Annotated in this window: 12 protein-coding genes; 10 read left to right on the plus strand and 2 right to left on the minus strand. The window is 67.3% G+C overall.

Annotated elements, in window-relative coordinates:
- The first annotated feature begins 48 nt into the window (after positions 1 to 48).
- The 6 genes from TV39_RS19505 (at position 49) to TV39_RS19530 (ending at position 7418) form a co-directional block, all read left to right on the plus strand.
- Complete coding sequence (locus TV39_RS19505; RefSeq protein WP_043484922.1) at positions 49 to 1794, plus strand: nitrite/sulfite reductase; 1746 nt, start codon at positions 49 to 51, stop codon at positions 1792 to 1794.
- Positions 1791 to 2582 (plus strand): phosphoadenylyl-sulfate reductase, encoded by a 792-nt coding sequence (locus TV39_RS19510; protein ID WP_235347456.1) that lies wholly within the window; start codon positions 1791 to 1793, stop codon positions 2580 to 2582. Before TV39_RS19505 ends, TV39_RS19510 begins: the two co-directional genes overlap by 4 nt.
- Positions 2579 to 3550, plus strand: coding sequence for a sulfate adenylyltransferase subunit CysD (cysD, locus tag TV39_RS19515; RefSeq protein WP_043484925.1), 972 nt, complete (start codon positions 2579 to 2581; stop codon positions 3548 to 3550). The genes TV39_RS19510 and cysD overlap by 4 nt, the downstream gene beginning before the upstream one ends.
- Positions 3550 to 4983, plus strand: a complete 1434-nt coding sequence (locus TV39_RS19520) for a sulfate adenylyltransferase subunit 1 (protein ID WP_235347457.1) — start codon at positions 3550 to 3552, stop codon at positions 4981 to 4983. The genes cysD and TV39_RS19520 overlap by 1 nt, the downstream gene beginning before the upstream one ends.
- 105 nt (positions 4984 to 5088) lie before the next feature.
- The gene (locus TV39_RS19525; protein ID WP_043484927.1) at positions 5089 to 6255 is read left to right on the plus strand and encodes an RtcB family protein; all 1167 of its coding nucleotides are present in this window, start codon (positions 5089 to 5091) and stop codon (positions 6253 to 6255) included.
- 152 nt (positions 6256 to 6407) lie between these two features.
- On the plus strand, positions 6408 to 7418 hold the full coding sequence (locus tag TV39_RS19530; protein WP_052500639.1) for a GTP pyrophosphokinase: 1011 nt from the start codon (positions 6408 to 6410) through the stop codon (positions 7416 to 7418).
- A 30-nt stretch (positions 7419 to 7448) separates the two neighbouring features.
- Here TV39_RS19530 and TV39_RS19535 read toward each other — a convergent pair whose 3' ends face one another.
- On the minus strand, positions 7449 to 7775 hold the full coding sequence (locus tag TV39_RS19535; RefSeq protein ID WP_043484929.1) for a GYD domain-containing protein: 327 nt from the start codon (positions 7773 to 7775) through the stop codon (positions 7449 to 7451).
- A 220-nt stretch (positions 7776 to 7995) separates the two neighbouring features.
- Between TV39_RS19535 and TV39_RS19540 the strand changes: the two genes are divergently transcribed.
- Positions 7996 to 9153 (plus strand): ABC transporter substrate-binding protein, encoded by a 1158-nt coding sequence (locus TV39_RS19540; RefSeq protein WP_235347458.1) that lies wholly within the window; start codon positions 7996 to 7998, stop codon positions 9151 to 9153.
- Positions 9154 to 9211: 58 nt separating this feature from the next.
- Here the strand turns inward: TV39_RS19540 and TV39_RS19545 are convergent, their stop codons facing one another.
- Positions 9212 to 10537 carry an MFS transporter gene (locus TV39_RS19545; protein ID WP_442853512.1) on the minus strand — a complete coding sequence of 442 codons (1326 nt, stop codon included), beginning with the start codon at positions 10535 to 10537 and terminating at the stop codon, positions 9212 to 9214.
- Positions 10538 to 10884: 347 nt separating this feature from the next.
- On the opposite strand from TV39_RS19545, the gene TV39_RS19550 reads away from it, so the two are divergent.
- The 3 genes from TV39_RS19550 to TV39_RS19560 all read left to right on the plus strand — a co-directional run bounded on the left by TV39_RS19550 (position 10885) and on the right by TV39_RS19560 (position 12611).
- Positions 10885 to 11145, plus strand: a complete 261-nt coding sequence (locus TV39_RS19550) for a hypothetical protein (protein WP_144406478.1) — start codon at positions 10885 to 10887, stop codon at positions 11143 to 11145.
- Positions 11146 to 11249: 104 nt separating this feature from the next.
- The gene (gene trmB / locus TV39_RS19555) at positions 11250 to 12209 is read left to right on the plus strand and encodes a tRNA (guanosine(46)-N7)-methyltransferase TrmB (protein ID WP_043484935.1); all 960 of its coding nucleotides are present in this window, start codon (positions 11250 to 11252) and stop codon (positions 12207 to 12209) included.
- 6 nt (positions 12210 to 12215) lie between these two features.
- Complete coding sequence (locus TV39_RS19560; RefSeq protein ID WP_052500640.1) at positions 12216 to 12611, plus strand: hypothetical protein; 396 nt, start codon at positions 12216 to 12218, stop codon at positions 12609 to 12611.
- The last annotated feature ends 4 nt before the right edge of the window (positions 12612 to 12615 follow it).

A 12615-nucleotide genomic window follows, 5' to 3' on the forward strand; every position in this document is an offset into this window, starting at 1 on the left:
GTTTCTGACCCTTTGTGGCGGCTTTCGGGTGGGACCTACAGTCGATGCATGACTGATACAGCTCTAGCCGGAGCGTCCGCGGACTCCGCTGCCGCCAAGCGACCCGCACGCGCCAACCGACCGGCAGCGAAGCCGCACGGCCAGTGGAAGGTTGACGGCACCACGCCGCTCAACGCCAACGAAACCTGGAAGCAGGAGGACGACGGCCTCAACGTCCGCGAGCGTATCGAGTCCATCTACTCCAAGGACGGCTTCGACTCCATCCCGGGCCAGGACCTGCACGGCCGCTTCCGCTGGTGGGGCCTCTACACGCAGCGCAAGCCCGGGATCGACGGCGGCAAGACCGCCACGCTGGAGCCGCACGAGCTTGAGGACAAGTACTTCATGCTCCGGGTCAGGATCGACGGCGGTGCGCTCACCACCGAGCAGCTGCGCGTGATCGGCAACATCTCCGTGGACTTCGCCCGGGACTCCGCCGACCTCACCGACCGCCAGAACATCCAGCTGCACTGGATCCGGGTGGAGGACATCCCCGAGATCTGGAACCGGCTGGAAGGCGTCGGCCTGTCCACCACCGAAGCCTGCGGCGACGTCCCCCGCGTCATCCTGGGCTCGCCCGTGGCCGGCATCGCCAAGGACGAGATCATCGACCCCACCCCGCTCATCGAAGAGCTGGGGGAGCGGTTCATCGGCAACCCGCTGCTGTCCAACCTGCCGCGCAAGTACAAGACCGCCATCACCGGCCACCCCAGCCAGGACGTGGTGCACGAGATCAACGACTTCGCCCTGGTAGGCGTCAAGCACCCCGAACTCGGCATCGGCTACGACCTCTGGGCCGGCGGCGCACTGTCCACCAACCCCATGCTGGGCAAGCGCCTGGGCGCCTTCGTTACGCCGGAGCAGGCAGCCGACGTGTGGCTCGGCGTCACCAGCATCTTCCGCGATTACGGCTACCGCCGCATGCGCACCAAGGCGCGCCTGAAGTTCCTCATGGCCGACTGGGGCCCGGAGAAGTTCCGCCAGATCCTCGAGGACGAATACCTCGGCTACAAGCTGGCCGACGGTCCCGCCGCACCCAAGCCGTCCACCCCGGGCGACCACGTGGGCGTGCACGAACAGAAGGACGGCAAGTTCTTCATCGGCGCCACCCCGATCGCCGGCCGCCTCTCCGGCGCGCAGCTGGTGAAGCTCGCAGACACCCTCGAAGCGCGCGGCTCCTACCGCCTGCGCACCACCCCGCACCAGAAGCTGGTGGTGCTGGACGTCCCCAAGGACGAGGTTGAACCGCTGGTGGCCGAGCTCGACGCCCTGGGCCTCTCCGCCCGGCCGTCCGTGTTCCGCCGCGGCACCATCGCCTGCACCGGCATCGAATACTGCAAGCTGGCCATCGTGGAAACGAAAGTCACCGCCGCAACCGCCGTGGCCGAGCTGGAACGCCGCCTCGCCGACCTCTCGGAGAGCGGCCAGCTGCCCCACGCCCTGTCCCTGCACATCAACGGCTGCCCCAACTCCTGCGCCCGCATCCAGACCGCGGACATCGGCCTCAAGGGCATGATGCTGCCAACGCCCGACGGCGACCCCACGCCCGGCTTCCAGGTCCACCTGGGCGGCGGGCTGGCTTCCTCCACCCGCGAAGAAGCCGGCCTCGGGCGCACCGTCCGCGGCCTCAAGGTCTACGTCGAGGACCTGCCCGACTACGTGGAACGCGTGGTGCGGAAGTTCGTGGCCGAGCACGCCGAGGGCCAGACCTTCGCCGAGTGGGCCCACGCCGCCGATGAGGAGGACCTGCAATGAGCAAGCACGCATTGGGAGTCGATCCGGTGGCAGCTCCGGCTGAGGCCTCTGCCCAGGTCGATGCCACGGTGGCAACCGCCGCCCCGAAGCTCCGTTCCCACGACGAGCTCAAGGCCATCGCCGAGGCCGGCGCCGCCGAGCTCGGCTGGGATGCCCCCGCCCGCGACGTCATCGCCTGGGTGGCCCGGAACTTCGAGCTGCCCGCCGTGGCGGTGGCCTGTTCCATGGCCGACGCCGTCCTGCCGGCCCTCGTGGCCGACCAGCTTCCCGGCGTCGACGTCCTCTTCCTGGAGACCGGCTACCACTTCCCGGAAACCTACGCCACGCGCGACGAGGTGGCCGCAAACCTCCGAGTCAACGTGGTGGACGTCCTTCCGGAGAACACCGTGGAGCAGCAGGACCGCCTCCTCGGCAAGGACCTCTTTGCCCGCGACGCCGCCCAGTGCTGCGCCCTCCGCAAGGTGGCCCCGCTGCGCCGCACCCTGTCCGGCTACGAACTGTGGTTCACCGGCGTGCGCCGCGACGAAGCCCCCACCCGCACCAACACCCCGCTGATCACCTGGGACGAGGCCAACGGCCTGGTCAAGGTGAACCCGGTGGCGGCCTGGAGCTTCGACCAGCTGGTGCAGTACTCCGACGACAACCTCCTTCCCGTCAACCCGCTGCTTTCACAGGGCTACCCGTCCATTGGCTGCCAGCCCTGCACACGCAAGGTAGCGCCCGGCGATGACCCCCGCGCCGGCCGCTGGGCAGGAACCGACAAGACAGAATGCGGACTTCACGTATGAGCATCGAAACCACCAACGAGGACCTGGAGCTGTCTGTGCTGGAACTTGACGCTGATTCTCCGAAAGCAGCCCCGGCCCGCCTCTCGTCCCTGGACACCCTCGAGTCCGAGGCCATCCATATCATCCGCGAAGTCGTGGCCGAGTTCGAGAAGCCTGCGCTGCTCTTCTCCGGCGGCAAGGACTCCGTGGTCATGCTGCACCTCGCCACCAAGGCGTTCTGGCCGGGCAAGGTCCCCTTCCCGGTGCTGCACGTGGACACCGGCCACAACTTCCCCGAGGTCATCGACTTCCGCGACCGGACCGTGGAGCGCCTGGGCCTGAAGCTGGTTGTCGGCTCCGTCCAGGAGTTCATCGATTCCGGAGAACTGGCCGAGCGTGCCGACGGCACCCGCAACCCGCTGCAGACCGTCCCGCTGCTGGATGCGATCCAGCGCAACAAGTTCGACGCCGTCTTCGGCGGCGGCCGCCGCGACGAGGACAAGGCCCGTGCCAAGGAGCGCATCCTGAGCCTCCGCGACGAATTCGGCCAGTGGGACCCGCGCAACCAGCGCCCCGAGCTGTGGAACCTGTACAACGGCCGCCACACCGTGGGCCAGCACGTCCGCGCGTTCCCCATCAGCAACTGGACCGAACTGGATGTATGGCGCTACATCGAACGCGAAAACATCGAACTGCCCGGCCTGTACTACGCCCACGACCGCGAGGTCTTCGCCCGCGACGGCATGTGGCGCGCCGTGGGCGAGGTTTCCCAGCCCCGCCCCGACGAGGAAGTCATCACCAAGACCGTCCGCTACCGAACCGTGGGGGACATGTCCTGCACCGGCGCCGTGGAATCGGCCGCCGCCACGGTGCGCGACGTCGTCATTGAAGTTGCCGCCTCCACCATCACCGAACGTGGCGCCACCCGTGCGGATGACCGCATCTCCGAGGCCGCCATGGAAGACCGCAAGAAGGATGGCTATTTCTAATGAGCACTGAAATCGATACGGCCCGCGCGGCTGCCCTTCTTGATGAGGCCCCCCTCGCCCACCGCATTTTGTCTTCGACGCTATTTCGCTTCGCCACCGCCGGATCGGTCGACGACGGCAAGTCCACTTTGGTGGGCCGCCTCCTTCACGACTCCAAGGCGATCCTTGCAGACCAGCTCGACGCCGTTGCCCGCACCTCCGCGGACCGCGGCTTCGGCGGTTCTGCCGGCGGGATCGACCTGGCACTGCTGACCGACGGCCTCCGTGCCGAGCGTGAGCAGGGCATCACCATCGACGTCGCCTACCGGTACTTCGCCACGGATCGCCGCAGCTTCATCCTGGCTGACTGCCCCGGGCACGTGCAGTACACCAAGAACACGGTGACCGGCGCGTCCACCGCGGATGCCGTCGTCGTACTTATTGACGCCCGCAAGGGTGTCCTGGAGCAGACCCGCCGGCACCTCTCCGTGCTGCAGCTGCTCCGCGTGACCCACGTGATTGTAGCCGTGAACAAGATCGACCTGGTGGACTTCAGCGAAAGCGTGTTCCGCGACATCGAAGCCGACGTGCAGAAGGTGGGCCGCGAACTCGGGCTGGGTTCGGATGGCATTGCCGACCTGCTGGTCATTCCGGTTTCCGCGCTCGACGGCGACAACGTGGTGGAGCGCTCGGAGCGCACCCCCTGGTATACCGGCCCGGCACTGCTCGAGGTACTCGAAACCCTTCCTGCCGCGGACGAACTCGAAAGCCACCTGGAGAGCTTCCGCTTCCCGGTGCAGCTGGTCATCCGGCCGCAGGGCGCGCTGGCTCCCGACGCGGTTGCCGGCGGACTCGACGTCGAGAAATACCGTGACTACCGTGCCTACGCCGGGCAGATCACCGAAGGCTCGGTGAAGGTGGGGGACAAGGTCAGCGTGCTGACCCCCGGCCAGGACCCGCGCACCACCACGGTGACGGGAATCGACTTCGCGGGCGCCGAGCTCACCGAAGCCGTGGCACCGCAGTCCGTGGCCATCCGCCTTGCTGACGAGTTCGACGTCGCCCGCGGTGACACGATCGCCGCCGCCGGCACCGTCCGCGAAACCTCCGCAGACCTCTACGCGGCACTGTGCTGGCTGTCCCCGAAGCCGCTCCGTGAAGGAGCCAAGGTGCTGGTCAAGCACGGCACCCGCACCGTGCAGGCCCTGGTCCGCAGCGTCAGCGGCAAACTGGACCTCGCCACGTTCAAGCTTGAGGGCGCGTCCAGCCTGGAGCTCAACGACATCGGCCACGCGCAGCTCCGGCTCGCCGCCCCGCTGCCGCTGGAAAACTACCTGCACCACCGCCGCACCGGCGCGTTCCTGGTGATCGATCCGCTGGACGGCAACACGCTCGCTGCCGGCCTGGTCAACGACCACCCGGGCGACCACGAGGACGAGCGCTACAGCATCTGATTCACGAAAACCGCGGCTTGTTCGCAGATCCGGACCTTCACGGTCAGGTCTCGCGAAGAAGCCGCGGTTTTGTCGTTTCGTATCCTTATCGGTGGGAGGCGAAACGTGGAGACCATCAACAGCAAGCTGCTCAACTGGGCCTCGATCCTGGACGACAAGACCCGCGAGCAGGCCCTGAAGACGTCACGGCTGCCCTTCATTTATCCGCACCTGGCGCTGATGCCGGACGCCCACCTGGGCATAGGCGCCACCGTGGGCTCCGTGATTCCCACCCTGCACGCGGTCATTCCTGCCGCCGTCGGAGTGGACATCGGCTGCGGCATGATCGCCGTCCGCACCCAGTACTCGCTGGTGGACCTGCCGAAGGACCGGAAGAGGCTGCGCGAGGACATTGAACGGGTCATTCCGCTCTCGGCCGGCCACAACAACAGGAACGTCCTGGCCTCAGCGGAGCCGCGGATCGCCGAGCTGCGGAAGCTGGCAGCCAACGCCGGCTTCAACCCCGCCCGGTACATGGAAAAGTGGCACCTCCAGCTGGGCTCGCTGGGCTCGGGCAACCATTTCATCGAGGTGAGCGCGGATGAGACAAACGCAGTGTGGCTGTTCCTGCATTCCGGCTCGCGCGGCGTCGGCAACAAGATCGCGCAGCATCACATCGGCGTGGCCCGGGACATGGCGGCAAAGAAGCACATCCGCCTGCCAGACCCGGACCTGGCCTACTTGGAGGAAGGCACGCCGGAGTTCAGACGGTACATCGAGGAACTGCGCTGGGCCCAGCACTTCGCCCTGCTGAACCGCGAGGAAATGATGGACCGCGTGATCGCCAGGTTCCGGAACTGGGTGGGCGGCCCGGTGAAGGAGCTGGAGCGGATCAATTGCCACCACAACTTCACCCGGCAGGAGAAGCACTACGGCAAGTCCGTCTGGGTGTCGCGGAAAGGTGCCATCAAGGCTGAGGCGGGGGATCCCGGACTCATTCCGGGTTCCATGGGGACGGCGTCCTACGTGGTGGAAGGGCTGGGCAACCCGGCGTCACTCAATTCCTCGCCCCACGGTGCCGGCCGGGAGTACTCGCGGACAGCGGCGCGCAAGGCCTTCTCGCTGGGCGAGCTGAAAAGGGCCATGCAGGGGATCGAATTCCGTGCCACCGAGGCCTTCATTGACGAGATTCCGGCGGCATACAAGCCCATTGACGTCGTGATGCGCGACGCGCGGGACCTGGTGAGGATCCGCCACACCCTCCGGCAGCTGATCAACGTCAAAGGGGATTGAGCAGGGCCTCCAAGGCACAGGGACGATGGTTTCCTGCGGTTCGTTTCGGCTGACGGGGCCGCGGCAGTAGCTGAAACCGGCGCCCTTGGATACTCTGCTTGATAGATGCGCCGCGCGGTGATCCGGGTGACGGGTGATCTGAGGGGGAACGGTTGGAAGATCATGAGTCGGTTGTTGCCAGCTCCCTGGAGCAATACAGCGCGCTGCTGCCCCGGCTGAACGAGGCCTCGGAAGCAATAGAGCACGCCATCCGCGCCCGGCTCCGGGATGACGGCCTCAACCACCACACCGTGCAGGCCCGGGTCAAGGACCCCGGCTCGGTCAAGGGAAAGCTGGACCGGCTCACCGCGGACGGCAGATTCAAGTATCAACGCGGACTCGAACAGCTCGACGACCTGATCGGCGTCCGGGTCATCATGTTCCTGGAGCCGGACATCGCGGACGTTGCCACGGCACTCAAGGGGCAGTTCAGGTGCCGCGAGGGCGACGACAAAACGAGCTCCCAGCGGCGGAACGGCCAGATCGGCTACGCCGGCCGGCATCTCATCCTCGAAGTCCCTGCCGAGAACGTTCCCGTGGGATGCCAGACCTACATCGGGGAGCGCTTCGAGGTCCAGATCCGGACCGTGCTGCAGCACGCGTGGGCCGCCTTCGAACATGACATCCGCTACAAGGGCCTGGCCGAGGCCAACGCGGAGGTGGACCGCGCGTTCACCATGGCCTCAACCCTGATCGAACTCGCGGACGCCCAGTTCTCCGCGATCAACGACATCGTCAAACGCCGCCAGGCCGAGAGCACAGCCGAGTTCGCCGCCAACCCCGCCGCAACCGAGCTCACCGGGGACATCCTCCAGGACATGCTGGCCCGGCTGCTGTCCGAACACCCCAGGAGCCAGGCCCGGCAGTACGGCTGGCTGGGGGACCTGCTGGCGGCCAACGGCGTGCGGACCGTGGCCGACGCCGAGGAACTCTTCGGTGCCGCCGACTGGTCCGGCGTGGCCAAGCGGATGGACTACAAGTTCCCCGCCGGGCACGTCAGGATTGCCGACGATTTCCTGCTGAAGACCTGGGGCGTGGACTACATTGCGCGCACCAAATCCCTGGGCGACGACCCCAAACGGGAGGCCAAGCTGACATACCGGCTGGAGCGCATGCAGGACTGAGCCGGCCCGAACCGCCGCCGCACTGAACCGCTAGGTGCCCGGAGGCTGGTATTTGATCTCATCGGCCTTCCGAAGTGCCTCCAGTGTTTCGTCGACGGTCAGGAGCACCGTCGTTTCGAATGAGCTCAGCGCGCCGCCCCCGCTGATCGCCAGTGCCACCGCCGCCATGGACACATTGTCCGGGGCCTCCCACAGGTTGAAGCCGTCGTGGGAACCGAACGCGTACCAGAAGCCGTGGAGCTTTCCGCCGACGGATTCGATGTAGGCCTGGGCGGCTTTCCTGCGATCTTCAGGGTTGCCGATTAGCCTCGCCCAGGTTTCGGGTGTGTAGCTGAACTTCGACAGATAGAGGGGCATCGTCTCGTCCTTTCCCTTGTGCCGATGGTGCCGATGGAGCCGGTCCAGCAAGAATGGCAGCCTGCCGCCCGGCCAGCAATGGCCGTGGCCCCGAAACCGCCGCCGCCCTGGCGGGAATAGCCTTGCCCTGTGTTTCGCGAATATGACGCTGCATGAACGCGCGTGACCCCCCGTTTCCGAGTCATTGAACCTCGTTTATGACACTCCCTATGGTGAAACAATGACAAGTCCCCAGCCCGGAATGACCCGCATCGTGGCAGGAGAGAGCAGGAACCCACAGCGCAAGCGCGCAGTTGAGGTTCTGGTTGCCCTCGGCCTGGTGCTGCTCATTGCCGCCGGTGCCGTGGTGGCGTCAACACTGTCCCGTAATCCCTCCGCCGAGGCAGCGGCCCCTACGCCTGCCGCGGAGTTGAAGCTGGGCTACTTCGGCAATGTCACGCACGCCCCGGCGCTGGTCGGGGTGAAGGAAGGCTTCATCGCCAGGAGCCTGGGCGGGACCAAGCTGAGCACGCAGGTGTTCAACGCCGGTCCGGCCGCGATCGAAGCCCTGAACGCCGGTGCCATAGATGCCACATACATCGGCCCGAACCCGGCGATCAATTCGTTCGTGAAGAGCCAGGGCGAGTCCGTCAGCATCATCGCCGGTGCCGCGGCCGGCGGGGCGCAGCTGGTGGTGAAGCCGGAGATCGGCTCGGCCGCGGACTTGAAGGGCAAGACCCTGTCCACGCCGCAGCTCGGCGGGACCCAGGATGTGGCGCTGCGGGCGTGGCTGGCCGGCCAGGGGTACAAGACCGGCACGGACGGCAGCGGGGACGTGGCGATCAACCCCACCGAGAACGCGCAGACCCTGAAGCTGTTCCAGGACGGCAAGCTCGACGGCGCGTGGCTGCCCGAGCCCTGGGCGTCCCGGCTGGTGCTGCAGGCCGGCGCGAAGGTCCTGGTGGACGAGAAGGATCTGTGGGACGGGTCGCTGACGGGCAAGCCGGGCGAGTTCCCCACCACCATCCTGATCGTTAGCAAGAAGTTCGCCGCGGACCACCCGGACACCGTCAAAGCCCTGCTGAAGGGCCACGCCGAGTCCGTGGCCTGGCTCAACTCCGCGGCCGCCGACGAGCAGTCCACCGTCATCAACGCCGCCCTAAAGGACGCATCCGGCGCCGAGCTGAAGCCTGACGTCATCGGTCGGTCCCTGAAGAACATCGTCTTTACCGTTGATCCGCTGGCCGGAACCTACAAGAAACTGCTTGAGGACGGCGTGAAGGCCGGCACCACCAAGCAGGCGGACATCAACGGCATCTTCGACCTCACCGCCCTGAACAGCGTCACCGCCCAAACCGGGGGCAGCAAGGTCAGCACGGCCGGCCTCGGGAAGGACTGAGGCCGGGCCCTGCGCAGCAGGGGGCTGAGGGGGCGGCAGGTGCCGCCCCCTCAGCCGGTTAACCGCCGATGAAGCGGTCCCGCCCGGCCCGGAAACCGAATACCGCGGCGAGCGACCCCACCACCAGGAACAGCACACCCGCCGCGGTGAAGGATCCCGTGGCCTGGTGCAGCTGCCCCACCATCAGCGTGCCCGTGGAGCCGACGCCGTAGCCCACGCCCTGCATCATGCCGGACAGGTGTGCCGCCGTGTGCCCGTCCCGGGTGCGCAGCATGATCATGGTGAGCGCCACGGCCGTCAGGCTGCCCTGCCCGAGGCCCAGCAGCCCGGTCCACACCCAGATGAAGTCCAGCGGCCCGAAAATGCTCAGCGCGAACCCGCCGCCGGTCATCAGGGCCACCACCGTGTTGATGGCCCGCTGGTCGCGGAACCGTGCGGCCAGCGCCGGCGCGAACAGCGAACCGAGCATCTGCAGGACGATGGACGCGGAGACGATCAGGCCGGCCGTCCCGCCGTCCACTCCGCGTTCCCGCAGGATGGGTGCCAGCCAGGCGAACACGCTGAAGGACATCATGGCCTGCAGCACCATGAAGATGGTCACCTGCCAGGCGACCGCCGAGCGCCAGACGTCGATGCCGTCGGCAACGGCCTGGTGCCGCGGGTGCCGCTGCCGGAGCGCCAGCGGAAGGAACAACAGAAGGACGACGGCGGCGGGCAGCGCCCAGAACCACAGCGCCGCCGTCCACTCCCCCGACGCGCTGAAGACCGGGTAGGTGAACCCCGCGCCCAGGGCGGCCGAGGCGCAGATTGCCGTGGTGTACAGCCCGCCCATCAGGCCCAGCCGGTGCGGGAAGTCGCGCTTCACCAGGCCGGGCAGCAGCACGTTGCACAGGGCGATCGCGGCACCGCAGGCCGCTGTCCCGGCCAGCAGCGCCGGAAGGTGGCCGGGACCGGGCAGCTCAACCGGGCGCAGCAGCAGGCCGGCGGTGAGCACGGCCATGGCTCCAAGCAGCACCCGCTCGGCACCGAAACGCCGTGCAAGGACCGGCGCCAGCGGGGCGAAAACGCCCAGCAGGGTCACGGGCACCGTGGTGAGGACCACCACCGCCCAGCCCGGCAGACCGGCGTCGGCCGTCACTTCGGGCAGTACCGCGGAGAAGCTGGAAAAGACGGTGCGGAGGTTCAGCCCGATCAGGACCAGGCACACGCCCAGGTAGGCCACGGCGCGGCGGCTGCCCACCCGGGTGGGCTCCGCTGCGGGGACGTCGTCGATCTCGGCGTCCACCAGCGTTCCGGAGGTGTCGCCCTTGGGGCGCCCTGGGGCGGCAGTGTTGGCGGGGCCGCTCGCTGCGGTGTTTTGGGCTCGGTTCGTGGCTTCGGTCACGCGCCCCATTCTCGCAGGAGTTTTCCACATAGGGACGAATCACGATGCCGGCACAGCATGCCCGTTCCTACGCTGGGTTGACCATGTCCCGCCGCCTCGGGACCCGTCATCAGGTAAGGGGAGTCATGAGCGTTCCGCAGCCGCACGATCCACCCATCGAATCGGCCTCCATCGAATTACCTCCCGTCCGCCCGCCTGCGCCCCAGCCTCCTGCGGTCCCGCCTCCCGCCAAGGGGCTGGGGCCGGTTGCCCAACCACCGCCGCCCTACCGTCCTTTTAGTGGCGCGGGGACCACCAGCCTGACTTTCAGTTTTATTGCACCGGGGAGCTTGTTCGTCACTATTCCCATGAGCCTCCTTGCGGCGTTGTTGACCCGGGCCGATACCGGGCGCGGCTCCCTGGACTGGGTTGCACCCACAGTCCTCTGGAGCCTTCCGGTGCTCTTTGGACTTGTGTCCGTTTTCCTGGGCATCGGTGCAGTCCGGGGGGCACCGCGCGGATCAAACAGCCGGACTGCCGCTGTCTCCGCTTTGTGGATATCCGGTCTGCTGGTCTTTGTGGCCTTGACACTCGTGATCAGGAAAGGGGATTTCATGATTCTCTTCTGACCGGCCGGTTGTCCCCTTTGAGGCTGAGTTTTTGTCCGCCTATCGCGAGTTGGAGCGCTCTCCACCCGCGTTACCTGGACAAAAACTCAACTATTCTGGAAAGGATGAGTGAATCCCCAGAAACCCCCGAGCCCTCCCCTGCCCAGTCGCCGGAGGCCGCACCGGAGCATCCGCAGGCAGCACGCCCTGTGACTCCCGGGAGCCAGGCCTCGTTCGGTACGTACGGCGGCCGGCCGGTCAGTTTCGTGCGCCGCGGAACCCGGCTGCAGGGCCGCCGCCAGCAGGCCTGGGAGGAGCACTCGGACCGCTGGGCCGTGGATGTCCCGCGGCACATCGCCAACACGTCGGTGCACCCGGACTACGTGTTCGACGCCGAGGCGGAGTTTGGCCGGACGGCTCCTTTGATCGTGGAGATCGGATCGGGCCTGGGCGATGCCGTCTGCCACGCCGCCGAAGAGAACCCGGACTGGGACTTCCTGGCCGTGGAGGTGTACACGCCGGGCCTCGCGAACACCATGATCAAGATCAACAGCCGCAAGCTCAGCAACGTGCGCGTCGTGGAGGCCAACGCCCCGGAAGTCCTGGCCACCATGCTGCCCGCGGGTTCGGTCAGCGAGGTGTGGGTGTTCTTCCCCGACCCGTGGCACAAGTCGCGGCACCACAAGCGCCGGCTCATCCAGCCCGAGTTCGCTGCCCTCGTTGCCACGGCGCTGAAGCCCGGCGGCCTGTTCCGTGTGGCCACCGACTGGTCCAACTATGCCGTCCATGTCCGCGATGTGATGGCCGGCTCCGCCGACTTCGTGAACCTGCACGACGGCGAGCGCAGGGGCCCGGAAAGCCCGCTCACCCAGGTGTGGCAGTCCGGCGTCGAGTCCCTGGTGGGCGGGGCGCCGGTCAAGGAGGGCCGTGCCCCGGTGAGCACCGAACACACCGGCCCCAACGAAGGCGTGGACGAAACCGGCGGCTGGGCGCCGCGCTTCGAGGGCCGCATCCGGACGAGCTTCGAAAGCAAGGCCCACGAAGCAGGCCGCCTCATCTTCGATCTGTGCTACCGGCGGCTATGATGCACCATGGCCTCCGCACAGCCCGCCGCCCCGCAACGCCCGTCCGCTGATTCGCGCGGGCTGGCGGCCGGCATCACCAGCCTGGTGTGTGCTGTGCTGGCACCGGTCGCGGCCATGGTGGGCCTGTCAACGTTCATCATGGCGGCCGCCGAGCCATTGATGGCGAACGTCCCGCTGGCGGACACCAGCGGCTATTGGGCGCTGCTGACCATTCTGGTGTGCCTGCTGGCCGGTCTGGTCCTGACCTCGGTGATCACCGGAATCGTGGCGATCAAACGGTCACGACGGATGAACGCAGGGAGGATCACCGGGCTCCTGGGCCTGGCTTTTACCACCTTCAACCTGACCGGCGGCATGTGGACCTGGGCGGGCCTGGCCGGCCCCTGGCCCCTCCTCGGCTAAGTGC

It is taken from the genome of Arthrobacter sp. SPG23 (genome assembly GCF_000876655.1).
Taxonomy (GTDB): Bacteria; Actinomycetota; Actinomycetes; order Actinomycetales; family Micrococcaceae; genus Arthrobacter.

Excerpts from the sequence above, each read along its gene's own strand:
- TV39_RS19505 (WP_043484922.1), top strand. The coding sequence starts at position 49 with ATGACTGATACAGCTCTAGCCGGAGCGTCCGCGGACTCCGCTGCCGCC.
- TV39_RS19510 (WP_235347456.1), top strand. The coding sequence starts at position 1,791 with ATGAGCAAGCACGCATTGGGAGTCGATCCGGTGGCAGCTCCGGCTGAG.
- cysD (WP_043484925.1), top strand. The coding sequence starts at position 2,579 with ATGAGCATCGAAACCACCAACGAGGACCTGGAGCTGTCTGTGCTGGAA.
- TV39_RS19520 (WP_235347457.1), top strand. The coding sequence starts at position 3,550 with ATGAGCACTGAAATCGATACGGCCCGCGCGGCTGCCCTTCTTGATGAG.
- TV39_RS19535 (WP_043484929.1), bottom strand. The coding sequence starts at position 7,775 with ATGCCCCTCTATCTGTCGAAGTTCAGCTACACACCCGAAACCTGGGCG.
- TV39_RS19540 (WP_235347458.1), top strand. The coding sequence starts at position 7,996 with ATGACAAGTCCCCAGCCCGGAATGACCCGCATCGTGGCAGGAGAGAGC.
- TV39_RS19550 (WP_144406478.1), top strand. The coding sequence starts at position 10,885 with ATGAGCCTCCTTGCGGCGTTGTTGACCCGGGCCGATACCGGGCGCGGC.
- trmB (WP_043484935.1), top strand. The coding sequence starts at position 11,250 with ATGAGTGAATCCCCAGAAACCCCCGAGCCCTCCCCTGCCCAGTCGCCG.
- TV39_RS19560 (WP_052500640.1), top strand. The coding sequence starts at position 12,216 with ATGGCCTCCGCACAGCCCGCCGCCCCGCAACGCCCGTCCGCTGATTCG.